This window comes from uncultured Roseibium sp. (genome assembly GCF_947496995.1).
Taxonomy (GTDB): domain Bacteria; phylum Pseudomonadota; class Alphaproteobacteria; order Rhizobiales; family Stappiaceae; genus Roseibium.
In genome coordinates this window covers 650,749-669,763 of sequence record NZ_CANMFD010000001.1, presented here as the reverse complement: position 1 = coordinate 669,763, position 19,015 = coordinate 650,749, and the positions used below count along the sequence as shown (strand labels likewise).

Sequence of the window (19,015 nt, the reverse complement as noted above, 5' to 3'; positions counted from 1 at the left end):
CTCATGTGATTGGCCCGGATTGCAGGAATTCGTCGAAAAACTGAACCAGATTGCCAATCGCCTTTCGTAACGGTGCGCCCGAAGTTCCGACGGTTAAGGCCGTGGTTGCGGGAGCGTCTTCTGATTCAGAATCGGCATTTCCCGCCGTTGGGCGCATAACAACACCACCACTCAGGTGCGCTCTGCGCCCCAAAGTGATTAGCCCCGAGATTTCATCTGCTTCGCCCGGGCACAGGCCTCCTAAGGCATGCCAGATTGGCCATACGGCAATGTATTTCAGGAAGGATCTATCATCCTGCAGCTTTCCGTAACGAACCCAGATTGGTGCGCCAAAGTCTGCCAAAAATTTGTGTGGCCGTTTCATTCGGAAGCGGACTTCAAACACGGTCTGATGATCGGGCAAGTAAAAGACACCAAAAGGATTATCCTGATCGAGCCATGATCCGCGATGTTGCTCATCACGGAAATAAAGCGGGGAGGCTGCTATAAGCTTTGACCCGGGTAGAGATTGCAGTGCGACCATCAGAACCAGTGCGCAATAGTCCTCCCAGGAACGGGACTGCCAGCGCCAGAGCTCATCCAACTCCCGTCTCTGCTGGATGAGTTCCTGCCAAGCCTCCCAGATCTTCCTGTATGCGGGATTGTGTTGCATGACAAAGTTTGGGGTGATGCCTGGATCAGTGGTTCGGACACCCAATTCCGCGAAATCCCGATCCAGTCGCTTGCAACGCTTCTCAAATGCGGAGACGTCCTGAAAGCGCCTGTGGAGCTGAGCTTGCGAATTTCGTTCCTTGTAGTCTTTCGCATTTGATCGGGCGATTGCCGCGTAAGCGCGCACGACCCTGTTCTCGAGCGTATCAAAGTTCTCCCGCCGGGCGACGGCTAGGATTTGCTGCCTGTCACCAGCGCGCTCAGCGAGGCTCTCTCCGGGCTGCCTGATAAGCCACGTCATGGAACGCCGATCAACCTCCTGCACACGAGACAAAGGGGTCATCTGATGGTAACGGCGAAGAATCCGACGCGGGGACTTTTCGATCGTATCAATTGTCGTTCCCAGGTTGCGCGCATGGCGCACAATGACGTCCATAAATGCGTCGTCCTGCACGGTCTCTTCTGTCCAACGCCGCCTGAGTTCGACCCACAAAGTCGATGGATCCGCACTTGCCGCCTCAGCGTCCTTTAGGCGCGCCCAGACTGACTTCAGCCGAAGAAAAAGATGATGTGCAATCTCCTGATCAGCTGTCCTGATGACCTCCACTTCTGACGGGCGTTCCGGAAAATGCGGTAGCGACACCGAAATTATTCCGTCGGGTCCTTCGATCTGGACACCTGCCTGCCTACGTAGCGGAACTGGAACAAGACCAAGTGTCCGGGGGCCGGTCGCCTCCCCCACATATCCCGGCACCGGTTCAAGTGTTGCCTGTGACCTATCCACCCTCAAGGGATTTGACGTGGTTGTGTATATCCAGGTGGCTGTAAGGTTCTCGGCGGGCAACTCGAACGCACCGGGAACCATTGCAAACCGGTGCTTGCGGCTGGTTTCAACAAGCGCCCAAGGCCGGGTCCAAAGCTCAATTGCCGGCATTGCCGGCTCCTGAATGTGAAAGCCCCCGCCAATTAAAGAGCCCAGTGCTGTTGGATTGCTGTTCCCTGAGTTGTTTCAGTTTGTCCGCCATATTTTCATCGGCAAGCTCATTGCGGAGTAGTGACTCCAACCTTTCGAAACCTTCCTGATGATTGTCGATCTCCACCCCCCGAAGTTTCGGCATGATCCTGAATTCAATCTGGTCGGAAAGAGGTACCTTCGAGCCCGATCCAGCGGGGCCATCCTTGGGATAGTTGGCCACGTATGACAGAATTGAGTCATTGAGCCGGTGACCAAATGGGCGACCGAAATGCTCCATAATCTGGGCGAGTTCGCTGATTGTCGTTCTCGCCATTTGTGCCGGGGCGGCTTCCAGGCTGGAGGTCTCCTTTGTCCAGCTCCGCCACTCTCCGAAGCGAATGCCCTCAGATGCAGGCTCTGCCGATCGCTGCACATCAAAGCTTGAAAACTCCGTCGGGGCCGCGAACTGAAGAATATTACCTCGATCAAGCACCTTGTCCGAAAGGGACTGTGTGCTCTCATCGTCGTTCATTGTGCCGGCAAACAAAATATTGTGCGACGGGTACAGGTTAACTGAGCCATGCTCAACTCCCCGCACATCAATCGGAATTAAGGAATCCTTCCGACTGTTCAGTACCCCTTCGTTGTTGAAAGTGGGACGTGCTTCCAGGCGGCTGAGGAATTCGGAAAAATAATATTCAACGCGCGCCAGATTCATCTCATCCAGCAAAACCAGCAACATATGGTCACTGAAGTCCTGGTTTGACAGTCCTGAAGTATTATGCGGGTCCATATGAACCAAGGCTCTTGAGAGTTCCGAAGCGCGGTATTTTTTCTCTATGTAGTTGTAAAAACCGAGAAGATCCTGAGGACTGTCCCATCTCGGCTCAACAGAAAGAGGAAGGAAGTGCATGCCCATCGCCTCTGCATATCGTCGAGGCAACATGCTTTTCCCGGTACCCGAAACACCGGAAAGGACTGTTAGCTGCGCAACATCGTTGATTTTCAGGGAAGTGTGAAAAGCATAGACCGTTCGCCAATGATATCGCAGGCCTAGTCGCTCGAGGTATTTTTGAACCTCGTAAAGTGCATCGGTTTCCCTAATGCTGCTTGCCCGCAAACTTTCCGGCAATTCAAGGCACCGGGGCACGGCCTTCAAGTCTGCCAGCAGTTGGCCTGCATCAGCGGACGTTCCGCTGGGCATATCACTCTCAATTTGGGTGCGTCTGGCTATCAAGCTGGAGATTTCGTCAGCAAGTTCTGCAGCCCGTCTTCGCTTGTTCGACAAGTCCTCATCAAGTTGCGCCAATTCCTCGAGCCTAGGCTCTTCCTCCGCGATTTCCTGTTCCAACTCATCAACTTTGGCCGCCAATTTGTCTTCACGACTCATCAAGCGGCTGATTGACTCCTGAAGAGTTGCCTCCTGACCGGAGAGCCTGGCCACTTCAGCTGACGCGCGTTCATGATCGGCAACCTGTTCCTTGAGAGTAGCAACGCCTTCTTCAAGCGACTGAATGTCCCGCTCCAAGGCAAGTTTTTCAGTTTCAGCCCTGCGCGCTTCGTGTACAAGACGCATGAGTGTGTCGCGTTCCTCTCTCAGGGGATCGAGCTCGTTTTCCAGCTTTGTCCGTTCATCCTTGAGAGTCTCAAGCCGTAGCTCCAACTCTTCGATCCGGCGTTCGAGGTTCTCTGGTTTCTTCTCGCGTTCCTTTCGAAGTACCTCAAGACTTCGTTCCAGTTCGTTGTGCTCCGTCCGGGCTGCATCCAGTTTTTGACTGAGTTCGGCAAGTTCGGACGCAGCTGAAGCAGCTTCCTTTTTTGCCTCTTCAATATCTGCGCGAGCGGAAGACAACCCTGCATGTTCCACGTGGAGGGCATCCAGCCGCTCCTGCAGCGAAGACACTTCGGCAATCAGTCTATCCCGGTCCTGGATTTTCTGTTCGACAACCGAGAGTTCTTCTTGCCGTTCCGATAGCTCCGCCTTGGCAAGCTTGAGACGTTCGGAAATGTTCTCGAATTCCGTGGCTGCCGGAAGACGGCTTTTCCTATCTTCGTAGGAATCTCTCTCCCGGTTCGCCCGGTACCCGTTCCATGCTGCGTACCAGGTGAGAATGGCCACCAAAAGAACAAGTGTAAGCAGACCGATAAGAATAAGTTCTGCCGGCGTCATTGCTGCGCTTCCTGTTCTGTCTCAGTATTTTCATTGAGTGAGTTGGTAGGCGGTGCCGACGGAGCCTGCTCGGCATCCGGCACTTCTTTTGTCCGGGTGATCAGCTGATCACGCTCGAGAAGAGCCTGTTCGATCTGGCTGCGAATGTTCAGCAGAGTAGCGCGTTCCGAAGCTAGCTGTCCCTGTAGGTTTTCAAGCTCTTCAGGAAGCTCAGCGAGCTGCGCCTGCACTTCACGCAGCGAATTCAAGTTTAAAGTCAGGCGTGTATGTTCTGCCCTTGCATTTGCCAGTTTGGCTTGCTCCGGAATGAGATCGGCTCGCGCTTTCGCATATTCGTCCGCGGCATTTTTGTATTCTGCTTCTATGTTTTCCAGTTCGTTCGACCGAATGCGGATTTGGCTATCCAATTCTGACAGCCTCACTTCCTTGCCCGCCAAATCCATATTTTTCGAATTCAATTCGCTCTGTGCTTGTCGAAGCTCTTCCTGCCTAGCCTTCAAGTCCATTTCCACTGAGCTTAACTGCGGTCCTTTTTCATCAATTGAACTTTGCAGGACGTCTAGACGTTGCTGCATTTTCTGAACATCTTGAGCGAGTTCGGAGCGCTGGCTGTCGACGGCAGCTTTCCGATCCAAAGCCGTCTTTTCATCTGCCTCGGCAGCCTTTGCACGCTCTTCAGCAACACGGGCACGTTCTTCTTCTGACTGAGCACGTTCAATTGCAGCCACCTCTCGATCTTGTGCTAGCTGCGCATCCTGCTGCGCCGTTTGCGCGCGCGCTTCGGCATCGGTTTTCTGCTCTGTCAGGCGATTGACGTCGGCACTGAGTGTATCCCTTGTGTTCTGAAGCTCCGAAACAACCGGAGCCAGCTCGGCTTGTGTTGATCGCAGGCTGTCTATCTCACTTTCGAGGTCGTTTTTTTGTTTTTGTGTATCCAAAAGCTCGTTTCTGGCGGCGTCTCGCAACTTGGTTACGCGCTCCAGATCTTCGTTTGCTTCCTCCAGTCTTTCTTGACCGTTCGCGGCGTCTAAGGTGAGCTTCTTCGAAGTAACTTCAGCTTCATTTTTCTGTTCAATTGCTCTCTTTTTATCCGCCTCTGCGCGGCTCAAGTTAGCTTGCACTTCCTGAAGTTGGGATCTCGCCAAGCGTAGCTCTTCTTCCACGCCCTTGAGGTTGTTTTCGCTGTTTTGCAATCGGGTCAACTCGTCAGATGCTTGGCGCTTTCGCCTTTCCAAGTCATTGATTTCGTCATCCAGCTTTGTCTTGAAGTCTTGTGCCGATTGTTCCTCAGCCTTCGCATTTTCCCACAAGCGAATGGCCTCATCCCGTGTCCGTAGAGCTTCGGTTTCCGCCTCGCGGGCTTTTTGCAAAGCCTGTTCCACTTCCTGCCTTTCACGGAGCCGCTCTTCCAGGTCGCGAACCTGAGGTTCGAGCTCGGTAAACCGCGCTGCGAGACTGGAGGTCTGCGCCTCCCGATGCGAAATATCGCGTTCACGGGCATCAAGCACGTCGACCTGAGCGCGAAACTGCAGAAACAGGATGACATTGAGGCCGATTACCGCAGCCGCCAGGACGACGATCACCGTGAGCTGAATCCGGTTCGCGTTCATGATTGTGCCTCCCGCAGCGCGTCGTGTGTTTGTTTGATTTTTTCAATGCATCCAGGCATGTCGCGCTGGAGTTCGTGAACCCAGAACCTGAGAACCGTCCATCCACGTGCCGTCAGTTCACGATCGCGAAGCCGATCGCCGATCTTTCGATTGCCATCGGCATCTGTGTGCCATCTCTGACCATCGACCTCGATGTCAATTTTCAGGGTCTCAGGTTCCAGTGCGAAGTCCAGATACCTGGACCCGACCGGGTATTGGGGAATCGGTTCAAAACCTGCCTTCTTGAGAGCGGCACTCATCCTACGCTCCCAGAGGCTGTCGAAGGGAGCCCTCGGTGTGAGCGTCCTGTTCGATGACCGTCTTGCCAGATAGCGTATGTGAGCAATGTTGGAGTGTTGTGCGGTTGTGAGATCGCCCACAACAACGCAAAGCGCTCGCGCACGACTGATCGCCACATTCAACCGCCGTCGTTCCCTCCGCAAAAACGTGAGAGCGCCGGCATCGATGCCGCTCGCCAAGACAAGCGAAAACAGGATCACATCCGCCTCCCCCCCCTGGAACTTGTCGACAGTCGAAACCCGTAGCTTGAGCGCATCGCGATCCTTTTGAGGAACGCATTGAGCGATCTTGCCGGAGATTTTTGCAACCTGAGCATTGAAGGGCGACACAACACCGACAGTTCCGGAAAAATTTGGATCCGAAGCAAATTGCTGAACGAGTTCGGCAACCCGCTCGGCCTCATCGTTGTTCGTACAGCCGCTTTCTTCACGCCGGACGAAACCCTGGACATCGTCCCAAGCCAATCCAGGTTTGTAACCGGTGGGAGCTTTGAACTCGTCTTCTGAGCGCTGAGACACCATTCGCCCGCGATAAAAATCCTCACTGATATAGTCGACGATATGAGGCGCTGACCGGAACTGGTCCTTCAGGAAATGATTGACTGCTGCGGGTTTGTGTGAGGCGAAGTCGAACAATGAGTTAATGCTTTGCGCGTAGGTGGCACGCCCCGTTTTCGGGAGCTCGAGACTGTCCATCAGAGCATGTTCGGTTTGCCTGCCCAGCGCCGGGATGAAATTCAGCTGTTGCGGATCACCGACAATCACTGCCTGCTTCGCGCGAGCCATCAGCGGCAAGGCGGAGGCGATGTCGCACTGGCTGGTCTCGTCGAAAATCACGTAATCAAACAGATTTGGAACAAGTGGAACACGCTTTGGAACGGAAAGCGTACTAATTGCCCAGACGGGCCGGAGGCCGACAATCTGTTCAGCTACGTCCAGGGGCAGAGCATCTGCCAAGCGTAGTCCGTTAAATTCCAGTTCTCTCTGCTTTTCACTGAGCGCGCGCCGCTGGTCCCCAGTCGGTTGCGTGAGTTCACACACCAGGCGGTTCAATAGAGGTTCAATGCCTCCCATGACCGTCTTTTCGAGACGCTGGAATTCTTCTGTCGGCATGGACGCCACCGATTTCTGAAGGCCGGCAATCGTCCTTAGAAGGTTCGCCTGCACTTCAAGCAGATGACCAATATCGTAGTCCTGAGCAGGGATATCTCCTGAACGATCGCGTTTGCGGAAAAGCATGCGCCCGGTCCAGGTCAGACACTTGATGATCCAGGACTGACTTCTGGTAGGTGCCGGATCAGAAGTTTCCGGATCTCCCTCTCCAGCTTGCTGAAGCCGTTCAAGCTTGTCCGCTACATCACAGAGCATGACATGCTTCGATCGCAAGTCGGTCTGAAGCTGTTGGTGATCGTCGAGCCTCAGAGCATCACTTTTGAGTGCTTCCAGCTTCTGATAAGCAGCGTCATCCGCCTCAGTGCGATATTCGCCGGCGACGATTTCGCGAAAAGCGTCAAGAAAGCCTGTATCAATCTCTCCCGTTGCGTCGCGTCCACGCGTGACCAGAGGGGAATCGTTCGTCAGTTCTTTTAGCCGGGTTTCTACCTCGTCAAGAGCCTGATGGTTTTTCGAGGCGAACAGAACGCTTTTGCCCTGCAGAAGAGCAGAAACGATCGTTGCAATGATGACCTGGCTTTTCCCTGTCCCTGGAGGTCCCTGTATCACCGTGAGAGGGTTTGTCAGTCCGGATTTTACGGCCTCTCTCTGAGTCTCGGAAAGCAACACCGGAGACAGGATTGGATGGTCGTTGTCTTTGCCTACTGCATCGTTCGCGGAGGAAAACAAACCACCCAGGGACGTTGAAAGCAACGTGTCCCGATCCCAGGAGGCAAGCTTTTCGAGGTTCTTGGCCGCACCTACTGTAAAGCTGGAATCGTCCGGCAGTATCAGGGCGGCGCAGTTGTGCAATCCTTGTCTTTGCAGTGGCAGTTGATTTTCCAGATCCGCCACCCGGATTCGTTCGGCCCCCAATGTTGCCAGAGTGTGTCTCAGGCGATCGGAGAGAGACCCGAGATCCTGAGCTTCGCCAAGCATCCACAACCGCTCAAGCAGATCGTGCTCTGTCCATTGTGTCTGCCGAATGACCTGCGACAACCAGTCAGGGTTTATGGAAGGTTCTCCGGGCTGAACGTTCATGATCAGGCGATCGTCCTGGACGCGCCATTCCACCGGGAACAAAAAGGCAGGGTAGATCGTCTGACCTTCTTTAGTCTCGGATAGCAAAAGCGGATACCCGAGTGCTGCGCTGTCCACATTCCGACGGCTCAGCGCCTCCCGGAAAGTATCCGGAAGGTCCGTAGCAAAAACTTCAAGCTGAAGGTTATCCGCCCACCAGGTGCCGCTCATCCGCATGAGCTGCCAGGATTCCGCGTGAAGATCCGGAAATGTTGTGATCCGGCCGCGCGGGTCCTTGCGTTGGGTGGCGGCATAGTAGCGCAGCAAAAGCTCCGGCTCCGGCAATTCGGACTGCTGGTTTTCAGTTGGTGTTGCGCCTAACTCAGCTTCATCCTGGTTGATCGGCCGGGAGATTGCGTTGACCGCAAAAAGGCTTTTCGAGACTGCCGTCTGATCGCTCGGATCAGTTTTGCCTGGTTCGCCTGCCGATCGATTGACAGTCTGCAAAGTGGATGGCTTGCGACGCCAGCGCTGGTCCGGCATTCGAACAATTTCGCCGCGTTCGGCAAGCGTCGTCAAAGTCGAGAGAATTTCGGAAGCGCTGACACGTATGCCGGAATCTCTCAAGCGCCAGAGCAGCTGCTCATTACTTAAGCCGCGCGGGTGCATATAAATAAGTCGCGACAGGGATTCTACTAACAAAGGGTGCACCAAATTCAGGCGGAATTTCAGAGCATTCTAGGAGAGCCATATACATGGCGCAACCTGTGCGCGATATGTTTTTCGCGCGTAAACTGTGCTTCAAGAGGTGGTTCGTAGTTCGAATTTCGGGTGCCCAATCGTTGAACCACTTCGGCAGAAAATTCAGAAATTGACGGTCTTTCGGATCAGACTACAAAAGAACCACTAAAGGCGTTCATGGCCGCGCCGGATGCCGCAACATTATGGTGCACCCGATCCTCATGGTTACACCGGCGGCATCCTTTGTTGCGGCAGTCGATCTCTTTCAAAGACTTCTTTATCGAGACCGGACAATCGGGCAATGGATATGGATCTTTGGCCGTTCTTCTGCATCGTGCCGGCGGCGCTCCACACAACAGATCCTGGCCCGTTGTAGACGACCCGCACCTGAGCATTCTTGGGTCTGTGCAAGACAATGAGATGTTCCGGTTCATGCCGTATTGCAACGCTTGAGCCCTGGGTCAATTTGATTTCGACGTTTCGGCTATCACGCGCCGTTGCGTCGTGACCCAGTGTTGAAGCCGGGTTCAGTTCGAGGTCGAACATGTAGGCGGCAAGTACTTCGCCTATACTCCCGACGAGATGACCATCCAGAGTGAACTTGCGACCAGGAAACATCCGTTCCAGACCGTCAGACGCAGTATATAGATCATCGAGAAACCGGGCGACCTGGCCCCAGTCGATTGTCTCTCCCATGTGCTTCTTTCAAGAATTGCAGTGGTTAGTCGCAGAGCGCCCGCTGATTGAGAATATTCGCCTTTCAAGTCCATTACTTAACTCGCGCGCCCTCGATCAACGCACGCAGGACAAACAGAAGTGAGACGATCTCCTTCTCCAACTGAACGTCATCCAGTTTTGGTAATCCCTCGTCCTTTTCCTGATCGATATGAAGGATGGCATTTGCCAGTTTTCGCAGACGATGCAGTGCCGCCTGATTTGCTCCAGGGGGCAGCAGCTTGTGAGCTTTCTTGATCCGTTCGTTGAGGTCGTATCCCGAAACCTCGTAGTGGTCACGGAGCACGGCTTCCATGATCGAGCGCATGAGGGCAATGGCGGCAAATGGGGCGCCGAAAACAAAGGCGTCGTGTGCCTGTTGCAGATTTTTCAACATCGAATGCGCTTCGGTTTCGCCACACTTATCTAAGACCCGTCGAGGAACCAGGACGAATGGGATGAGTTCGCGACGTCGAAAAACACCGGTCGAGTCGAATCCGGTGTCCTTCTTCAGACGTCTCCATGCAGCCGTTCCTTCCTGAATTTCTTCAATGAAGTCCGGTTGGTCATTCCACCTGTCTGCCTGGTCTGCGTTGTGTTTCGCGAAATCGAGCGCCGCCTCGATACCGCTTGCCTGCTCCTTTGCATCCTCATGCGCAGCTTGCCACTGCAGTTCTGCGCTCGGAATCCGAGAGGTGCCGTTGGTCGCAGGACGAGGCAGTATGTTCGAAAGCCAAACGCCCGCAACAACCGCTTGGTAACGTTCCTCGTAATCACGCCAGGCGGCAAGGAACGCCGGGTCGACGGGCCCCGTAAAAAGCGAACGAGCGCGCCGCTCGTTCATAGTCAGAAAAAAGCCAACCTGAGACAGCCTGGCACAAAGCTTTTCCGCTTCTTCATCGCCGAGAGCCTGTTTGGCAAGCAAATCAGGAGCATCGTCGAACCACTCCTTCAGACGATTGAACAAAAGCATAAATTCGACGACTTCTGGAGAATCCTTACTCTTTGAATTCATTGCGCATTCTCCCGTTTGATAACGGCAGTCGCGGGGCGTGCCCTGTAATGACACGCGTCACACAAGCAAGCGCGGGTCACCACGGGAATGCGCCCAGCCTTATGTCTTGTACACTTTTGAAGGGGCGGCTGCTCATGCATACCACGAGAGCAATTCCTCAAATCCCGCTTTCGTTTCAGCCGTCAGATAGACACCTGCCTTTTTCGCAAGCGGCGCGAGTTCCGTTCGATGGAGGTCGTGACTTTCCCGGGGTTTCAAAATACGGATGCCAATGATCGCCGGAGGTGCTGGTGGTTCGATCCAGACCTCCACCTCGTCGTATTCTCCGTCAACGTCCAGAGCCAGGACTTTGCCGGACCGCGTCCGAAAGCCCATGACTTTCTTGTTTTCATATCCCCGACGCCCGTTGCGATCATCCGGGACTTTGTTGATCGTCTCTCCAAAGCGAAGCACCAGGATGGGCAATGCATCCAATACGCGAAAGCTCATTCAGCCGCCTCTTGTTGGGTTTCTGTCGCCGGGGGGAGAGCCTCGTGAAGGAGAGAATTGAGGAGGCGGGCGCGGGTCGTGTCTACGCGGTTGAGGGCGGCCTCGAGACTGTCGCAGAGTGCAAGAAGGGCATCAACCTTCGCCACGATGCGATGTTGTTCGGCGAGGGGGGGGAGGGGGAATGGCACCTCCTTAAGATTTGACGCGCTTATCCCCCAGTTGCCGACTGTGGTCGCGCAGAACGCCTCAATGTTTCCTCTGACAAGTTCGCTTTCGCCCGCTAAGCGGATGAACTCTGGCAAGGCAAACCGCCGATCGAGGCGCACTCGGATCAGCTTGTCAGGATAAATCGGATTGAGCCGCAAGTAGTCATCGAACAGCGTCAGACGGCCTACAAACGCCCTGTTGCCGTTGAAACGGCAAGCTAGCAAGTCGCCACGTTGAAGGTTGTATTGAATGCGCGTAGCATCATCAATACCGCTGATTAGTTTGTGTTCCTCCTCCGCGACTATGCCGTCTTGTCGGACTGTTCCGGCACTGATGCGTAGGATAGGCACTCCGTTATCTGCATCGTCTGGGCGTCGCGAGTAGCCGTTGCGCGTATTCTCGGCGAGGAGATGGACAAGGCGCGTATAGTGCCAGGTGGTTGGCAGCGGCTCTGGACAGTTAACTCTACCGGATTGGGGCAGAATGACCGGTTCGTCATTCGGATCCTGTTCCGCCAGTTTCCCACGGACAGCAAGGTTTAGGATGGTCTGGCGGAGTTGTTTGATCTGGTCTGAACGTGTGGTGAGAGCAGGAAGCGCGACGAGGGCGAAGCGGGCGCTGGCAGCAAAGTCTTCTGTCGTCGCAGCAGGTCCGGTCAGGCGGGCGAGACTGGCGGTGGCCAGACGGTCGCGGCTAGCTTCTCGCTGCAATCGCGCCGTTTCAAGGCGGTCCAGCAATGCCATCAATTCGTCGACCCGTGCTACGATGCGTTGCTGCTCGGGGAGGGGTGGAAGGGCAACGATAATCCGATCCATTCTGTTTTTCGGCAAACCGCCGCGACCTGCTCCGGTCTGCCCACCGAAAATAAAGTCCTGAAAATACGGAGAAAGGATCAGCTTGTGCAGGAAGTCCGACATTCCTTCGGCCGACGGCCGTATGATGGCTACATGCTGGCTGATGTTCGCTTCGCCGAAGTCATCTGGAACCCGGCAACAGCGTCCGATCGAGCCTCCGGTAATGTTCAGTAGCAGGTCTGCCGCGACAACTTTCGTGCCGGCCATGCGTTCGTGCACTTCCTCGTCAATGTAGGCTACATCGGCAAGACGCAGACCGTCATCGTACACATTCTGCGAACGTAAGAATGGGACGCCAGTGGTTTTGTAAACTTCCTTCCCACCTCTGGGCGTGCTTCCAGAGCCAGTCTTTGAGCACAGGTCTCCAATTCGGCTCCAAGTCCACCCTTTGGGCAAGGGAAACGGAAACTCTTCACCAGCTACTGGCGTAGAGCTGTGTTTGACCTTCAGGCGCGCATTTACAGCCACAATCCTTTTCAGCAACTCCGATGCCGGTTCGTCGGAAGGATCTTGGGGTATCAGCTTTCCCCGGACGGCGAGATCCAGAACAAACTGCCGCAGCCGTGGAACAGCTTCCGGCGTGTCGGCGACTTTTTCATAGAGTTGAAGCAACCGATCCACGTTCATGGCTTGGCAAACTCCTCGAACGAGGGGCCTGCCTTGAGGCGGAACTCTACCTCATAGGACTTGAAGGAAACCGAAGGCACGACTTCGAGCGCATAATGAAGTTGCGGATCCCCTTCTGTGGCCACAACAAGGCCTTCAACTTCTTCGCCATCTTCCACGAGATGTTTTTGAACCCAGCCCATGTAGCGGAGGACCTGACCGACAACGGCATCAGAGGATTTTTCGCGCTTGAGTTCGATCACCAACCATCGTGGATCGGTCTTGTGTCGTGCAAGCAGGTCGATCCGGCCGATCGGTGTGCGGAATTCGTAGCCGGCTTCAGGTTCTCCGTCCCGGCTGAAGATGTTCCATTCTTTTGCGAGGTCTAGCATGTCCCAATTGTCGAACATGTAGTCGTGTAGATGACGCTCCAGGGCGAACCGGGCCTTTCTGGTGTTCTGTCCTTTTGCTAAAGGATCAGCCGGTTCCTCAGGAAGGTTGGTCTCTTCCTCGTCCAGGTCTTCTTCCACGTGAAGAAACCACCACATCGTATCAAGCGTCCAGAGGTCTACATCCAACTCCTGTGCTAGGTGCGTGAGCACCCGATTGACTGCCTCATACCGTTCACCGAAGCTGGCACCGCGAGGGAATGCCGGGAGAAGACCTAAGTCGAGCAATCCGTCATTGGAGGTGTTGTTCCAGACGCCGTATTTGTACGGGTAGGCAACATGCAATATGGCGGTGATGATGCCCTTGCCCATGCCCTTGATGCCAGTTGCTGCATGCATCCGGCCCTCGATTGGCAGCGTTTCATCGACAAGCTCTGCAAGAGCCTGACGGGTTGCTTCCATGTCCGCGCAAATGCGGTTCACCTGCCGATTCAATCCCGACCAATGATGGTTGTTTTCAAAATACAGAAAAGACCGGAGGACATCCTCTGACAGGGTGTCGATCGCTCCGGTCTGGAAAGCTGGATTGTAGCGGGCAAGAACCTGGTCCTTGGATTCCTGAATCTTGCGGATATCCTCGCGATCAAGCATGACTGCCTTGGCTGCCCGGAGACGTCCGAGGGCATCGTCGGAAAAGTTCAATTCATTCATTGTGCGAGTGCCTCCGCCAGGATGGCCTTCAGCTGGTCGCGGATCTCCGTTACCTCGGTTTCGGCAGTAGTCAGATCCTTCAGAAGGGTTTCCGGGTCACCGTGATCCTCCTCGACCGTGTGCGGGTTCTTGATGTCAAGGTTGTAGCCGCGGGCCTTGATATCCTCGAGGGAAGCCTTCCAGGCGCGCTGATTTTCCGCCCGTCCCCTACGCTCCTTGCCTCCCCACCAAGCAGCGCAGTCTGCCAGATGCTCCAACCGGATGGGCCGGGTCATGGAATAAGCTTTCTGCCCTTCCGGCACCTGATGCTCCCAGAACCAGACGTCAGAGGTTGGTGCGCCCTTCTCGAAAAAAAGCAGGTTGGTCCCGATTGAGGCGTAGGGCCTGAACACCGAGTTCGGCAGGCGCACGATGGTGTGAAGGTTGCATTCCTCCATTAGGTGTTCCTTGAGCCGGGTCTTGACGCCCTCGCCGAAGAGCGAGCCGTCGGGCAGGACCACCGCCGCACGTCCACCGGGTTTCAGAAGGCGAACGATCAGGGCGAGGAAGAGGTCGGCGGTCTCGCGTGTGCGGAAGTGCTGCGGGAAGTTGCTCTCGATGCCATCCTCCTCTCGCCCGCCGAAGGGAGGATTGCTCAGGATGATGTCAACACGCTCGTCCTGCCCCCAGGAGATGTAGGGCCGAGCGAGCGTGTTGTCGTGGCGCAGGAAGGACGGATCCTCAATCCCGTGAAGCAGCATGTTGGTAACCGCCAGCATGTGCGGCAACTGTTTCTTTTCGACAGCCCGTAGCGAAGTCTGCATGATGACTTCGTCCTCCGGACGTTTCACGTACTCGTCCCGCATGTGCCGGATAGAGCAGGTCAGAAACCCGCCAGTTCCGCAGGCCGGATCGAACAGGGTCTCCCCGGGCTTCGGATCTGTCATCTGGACCATGAAGGCGGTCACGGCCCGGGGGGTGTAGTATTCCCCTGCATTGCCGGCGGATTGCAGATCGTTGAGGATCTGCTCGTAAATGTCGCCGAAATGCTGGCGTTCACTCAGATTGTTGAAGTCGATGCCGTCAATCTTGTTGACCACCTGGCGCATCAACTGACCGGACTTCATGTAATTGTAGGCGTCCTCGAAGACATCGCGGACGGTGCGCGCGCGCGGTGTTGCCAGCGCCAGCTCTTTCAGCGTTGGGAACAGCTCCCCGTTGATGAAGGTGAGCAGATCATCTCCGGTGATCCCTTCCGGATCCGCAGCCCAGTTTCGCCATTGAAAGCGCTCGGGGATCGGCGATTTGTAATCGTCCTTCAGGAGTTCGAATTCCTGGTCCTGATCGTCGATGATCTTGAGGAAAAACATCCAGCAAAGCTGGCTGATGCGCTGGGCATCACCATCGACGCCTGCATCCTGGCGCATGATGTCCTGGATGGACTTGACGGTTGTACGGACGGACATGGGTTATTCGGCTTTCAGGCTTGGCAGGAGTTTTGAAATTTCGGCAGTAACGGCCCGGAAGTTTTCGGTTGCCAGCTGATTTTTCAACCAGGGCATTAATTCGTCCACCGTTTCCTCGTCGCTGAGTTCAAAAAGCCTGGCGACGGAAATTGAGGATTTGATGGTGTGAGGTTTCACCCAGTACTGCGGCCGCTTGTTCCGAGTACGTCGAAATGGTGGATGCTCAGCTCGCTGCCAAACCAGTTCCGCCCAGCTTTCCGGAGCACGTCCAAGAATAACGTGCAAGTTGACCGTCTTCGACCAAAGCGAAAGTTCACAGAGCACATATCTGCTGTTCTCTCCCCAGGCTGTGCCTCCCGTGTTTTCGTCGACAGCCCATTCCTTTGGCAGAAATCTGACGTTGCCCTTGCTGGACGGCGCCATAACCAACTCCAACCGATCACTTTGCTGAGCCAACGCTTTTTCAATCGCATTTGTCGCTTCGAATTTGGGATCGACCTTGTTTTCAAAAATGAAATCAAGAGCCTGCCGGTGTTTCATATAGATCCGTCGCGCAAGTCGTGCTGCCTCACCGTCGTCCATAAAAAACTCCTTGAGCAGATCTTGATAATGGGTCATCAAAATGAGCGGTTCCGGCCCGATGCTGTCCTCCTGTTGCTTAATGCACTGGGCGAGGACAGCGATTACGGTCTTATATCCCGCATCGATAAATTGATTGTGCTTCGCAGTGCCTTCATGTGCGGTCAAATACACATAGATTCTTCGATCGAAGCTTTCGAATCTTCGCTCAATCTTTTCATAGTATCGCTTGAGCTGGTCCGGCCCCTCGGTTGCTCCCACCTTGTTTTCAATGCAGATCAGCCAAGGTTTTCCCTGTTTAGGGTGAATTTCGAGCAACAAGTCAATGAAATCGAATTCGCGGTGCGTTTCGACGCGATCTATTTCCATCACATCAATAGCGATTGGTGACACCCAGCCTTTTGGCCGGCTGTCCAGCTCTGCACCCCTTTTCATGACTTCCATCAACCATCGGCGGAGAAAAAGGTCATCAAGGCCATGCGAACCGGACGGATCGAATAGCCACGCCAGCATGTTGGAATGTCTCAATTCGCTGTGGGTCGCTCCAAGGACCCTGAAAACATTGAATTGAGAGAGCAATGCCTCGAGTTGGGCGAGTTCCGGGCACTCCGTGACCAATTCCGTGAGCGCAGTTTCAATTTCAGTGCTTTGCGTCAAAGGACTGTCGACCTCCATTAGCCGGTGTCCCTGTAGAGTTCAGCTTGTAGACTTTGAACAGCCTGTTCAAAACCCAGCTTGCCACCGAAGGCACGAACAAGTTCGATCGGCGTACCAAGGTCCGAAAACGGATTGATCCGCAACACGTTCGTGTCGTCCAGGTTCATAACGCCTTCGTCGGTATATTTTGACAGCAGAGCATCGAGAACGGCACGCGCCTTATCACCGTGCCTAGTGAAGACGTCACGCTTTTTGACATTTTCCGCTCTTTCCCGGCGCGTCAAAGGCTTGGCATCGAAGGCAACATGGCAGATCAGGTCGAAGGGATCGAGTTCCTTTCCCAGCTCATCGAGTATGGGATCAAGCGGCAGGCCTTCGTTCTCCAGTTCGTCGAGAATTGCCTTCTTTCGAGCGCTCGCATTCCAGCGCGTGAGAAACTCGTCCAAGCTGGCGAACCGTTTGCGAAGAGCTCTCTTGGTGAAATCGCGCAGCGATTCCGTGACGAGCTTTCCGTTTTCGTCCAGATACTCAATGCGCTCTGCAACGATGTTGGCACCGACACCGTCGACATAAACCTTACGCTGGCCTCTGCCGCCGGTTTGTCCAGCTGAATCCGCCGGAGCGTCACCAGTCAGCTCATCGACAGGTTCCGGATCATAAGAGGATCCTTCCTCATCCATACCATCCGTCTCGTGTTCTTCCGGATCTGGCGGCATCATCGGGTCGTCTTCTCGAGGCTGATAGATCTGCACCGGTTCACCATCAAATTCCGGATCTGCGAAGTGGCTCGTGGCTCCCCGAAAATCCATCAGAGTGAAATAGAATTTCCGCGTATCTTCATGGACTCGAGTCCCCCGTCCCACGATCTGTTTGAATTCGGTCATGGAACCGACTTCGCGATCAAGCACGATCAGGCGGCAGGTCTGCGCATCGACACCGGTTGAGAGCAGGCGAGAAGTCGTTACCAGCACCGGCCATTTGGATTCAGGATCTATGAAATTATCAAGTTGGGCCTGCCCAGCGGCATCCCCGCCAGTGATCCGCATGACATAGCGAGGGTTTTCCGCAACAAGGTCGGCGTTTTCATTCACCAGTGCCTGGCGCATGCGATCGGCATGTTCCTGGTCAACGCAGAAAACAATCGTCTTCTGATAGCGGTCTCCACTCTCTTTGAGGAATTGCGTGACCCTACGTGCAACCAGTCTGGTTCGGTCGTCTAGCACCAGCGCCCGATCAAAATCCTTGGTATTGTAAATGCGGTCGTCGACCTCTTCGCCTTCGCGATCAAGTTGCCCCTTTTGAGGCCGGTAGCCCTGAACGTCATGATCAACATGAACCTTGATGACCTTGTAAGGTGCCAGGAAGCCGTCACGAATGCCCTGTTTCAAAGTGTATTTGAATACATTCTTTCCGAAGTAAGCGATGTTGGAAACGTATTCCGTTTCCCTGGGTGTTGCAGTCAGGCCAATCTGTGTTGCGTCAGCAAAATGTTCCAGGATCTCGCGCCAGGCCGAGTCTTCCGCAGCACTGCCGCGGTGGCATTCGTCGATCACAATGAGATCGAAGAAGTCGGGTGAGAACTCGCGGAAGAGCTTCTGTCGGTCCTCAGGCCCGGTGATGGCCTGGTAAAGTCCGAGATAGACCTCATAGGCGGTGTCGATACGCCTCTTTTTATCTAGCGCAAGGGTTAGATCTTCTGTGCTGCCGTCCTGACGTTCAATGGTCTTGGCCTTTGTGGACAGCTTGGCCATGGCTCCGCCGAACGGACGAAAATCGTTCACCATCGTCTGGTCGATCAGGACATTCCGGTCAGCGAGAAACAGGATTCGTTTTGCAGTTCGCGCTTTCCAGAGGCGCCAGATGATCTGAAACGCTGTGTAGGTCTTGCCTGTCCCTGTCGCCATGACAAGCAGGACTCGTTTCCTTCCTTTGGCGATTGCCTCAATCGCCGCATTGATCGCATTGACCTGGTAATAGCGGGGGGTCTTGCCACTGCCATCATCGAAATAGTCTTGCAAGACGACCCTCTCCGCTTCGGTATCCAGCCCCTTCCAGGTTCGATATCTCGCCCAAAGCTCAGCCGGTGACGGAAAGTCATCCAGGCCGAGATTGACCTCTCGCGGTTCGCTGTCGCCTGTTCGGTCGTGAAAAACAAAACCGTCCCCGTTCGATGAAAAAACAAAAGGAACCTTGAGTGTCTCCGCGTAGTCGAGGGCTTGCTGCAGGCCATCCCCCACACTGTGAGTGTTGTCCTTTGCCTCGATAAGCGCGAGAGGGATATTGGGCTTGTAGTAAAGAATGTAATCGGCACGTTTGCCTTTGCCGCGGCTGACCAGCTTGCCTCGGACGATGATGCGGCCTTTCGTGAAACTGACTTCCTCACGTATCTGCAGCTGCTCATCCCAGCCGGAATTGCGCAAGGCAGGAGTGATGAACTTTGTGCAAATGTCGCGTTCTGAAAGGCTTTTCTTATCCATATTGGAAATTGAACGGATTCAATAATTGAAGTCAAACATTCGCTTGTAGAGACCCAGGTCTGCAATTGAGTGTGGTAGGTGACCTGTACGGTTTTTTCATCCGAACACCGGGATGTCCGTTGAAATCTCCGCGTGTTCGGCTCGCGCCTGTTTCGTGCGCGCGCCGGGCATTTTCTCTTCCCGACCTCGAGAGCCTCCTACATTGCCACTGCGATGGCTTGTCGACCAGATAGCT

At 54.6% G+C, this 19,015-nt stretch carries 12 protein-coding genes; all 12 read right to left on the bottom strand.

Translation table 11 applies throughout. The features are described 5' to 3' along the window. Position 1: 1 nt before the first annotated feature. The gene (locus Q1B40_RS02980; protein ID WP_299809812.1) at positions 2-1,585 is read right to left on the bottom strand and encodes a DUF2357 domain-containing protein; all 1,584 of its coding nucleotides are present in this window, start codon (positions 1,583-1,585) and stop codon (positions 2-4) included. Next, positions 1,572-3,776 (bottom strand): AAA family ATPase, encoded by a 2,205-nt coding sequence (locus Q1B40_RS02975; protein WP_299809809.1) that lies wholly within the window; start codon positions 3,774-3,776, stop codon positions 1,572-1,574. The genes Q1B40_RS02980 and Q1B40_RS02975 overlap by 14 nt, the downstream gene beginning before the upstream one ends. Then, positions 3,773-5,386, bottom strand: coding sequence for a hypothetical protein (locus Q1B40_RS02970; protein ID WP_299809806.1), 1,614 nt, complete (start codon positions 5,384-5,386; stop codon positions 3,773-3,775). Before Q1B40_RS02970 ends, Q1B40_RS02975 begins: the two co-directional genes overlap by 4 nt. Further along, positions 5,383-8,598: an AAA domain-containing protein gene (locus Q1B40_RS02965; protein ID WP_299809803.1), complete on the bottom strand. Its 3,216-nt coding sequence runs from the start codon at positions 8,596-8,598 to the stop codon at positions 5,383-5,385. Before Q1B40_RS02965 ends, Q1B40_RS02970 begins: the two co-directional genes overlap by 4 nt. A 264-nt stretch (positions 8,599-8,862) precedes the next feature. Beyond that, complete coding sequence (locus Q1B40_RS02960) at positions 8,863-9,333, bottom strand: hypothetical protein (RefSeq protein WP_299809800.1); 471 nt, start codon at positions 9,331-9,333, stop codon at positions 8,863-8,865. 73 nt (positions 9,334-9,406) lie between these two features. After that, complete coding sequence (locus tag Q1B40_RS02955; protein WP_299809797.1) at positions 9,407-10,366, bottom strand: DUF4145 domain-containing protein; 960 nt, start codon at positions 10,364-10,366, stop codon at positions 9,407-9,409. Between the two features lie 132 nt (positions 10,367-10,498). After that, complete coding sequence (locus tag Q1B40_RS02950; RefSeq protein WP_299809794.1) at positions 10,499-10,855, bottom strand: hypothetical protein; 357 nt, start codon at positions 10,853-10,855, stop codon at positions 10,499-10,501. Beyond that, entirely contained in the window at positions 10,852-12,543 is a 1,692-nt protein-coding gene (locus Q1B40_RS02945; protein WP_299809791.1) for a restriction endonuclease subunit S, read from the bottom strand. Before Q1B40_RS02945 ends, Q1B40_RS02950 begins: the two co-directional genes overlap by 4 nt. After that, positions 12,540-13,622 carry an endonuclease NucS domain-containing protein gene (locus tag Q1B40_RS02940; RefSeq protein WP_299809787.1) on the bottom strand — a complete coding sequence of 361 codons (1,083 nt, stop codon included), beginning with the start codon at positions 13,620-13,622 and terminating at the stop codon, positions 12,540-12,542. The genes Q1B40_RS02945 and Q1B40_RS02940 overlap by 4 nt, the downstream gene beginning before the upstream one ends. Then, complete coding sequence (locus Q1B40_RS02935) at positions 13,619-15,067, bottom strand: class I SAM-dependent DNA methyltransferase (protein ID WP_299809784.1); 1,449 nt, start codon at positions 15,065-15,067, stop codon at positions 13,619-13,621. Before Q1B40_RS02935 ends, Q1B40_RS02940 begins: the two co-directional genes overlap by 4 nt. A 3-nt stretch (positions 15,068-15,070) precedes the next feature. After that, complete coding sequence (locus Q1B40_RS02930; protein ID WP_299809781.1) at positions 15,071-16,321, bottom strand: PD-(D/E)XK nuclease family protein; 1,251 nt, start codon at positions 16,319-16,321, stop codon at positions 15,071-15,073. Then, complete coding sequence (hsdR, locus tag Q1B40_RS02925) at positions 16,321-18,780, bottom strand: EcoAI/FtnUII family type I restriction enzme subunit R (RefSeq protein ID WP_299809729.1); 2,460 nt, start codon at positions 18,778-18,780, stop codon at positions 16,321-16,323. The genes Q1B40_RS02930 and hsdR overlap by 1 nt, the downstream gene beginning before the upstream one ends. Positions 18,781-19,015 lie beyond the last annotated feature (235 nt).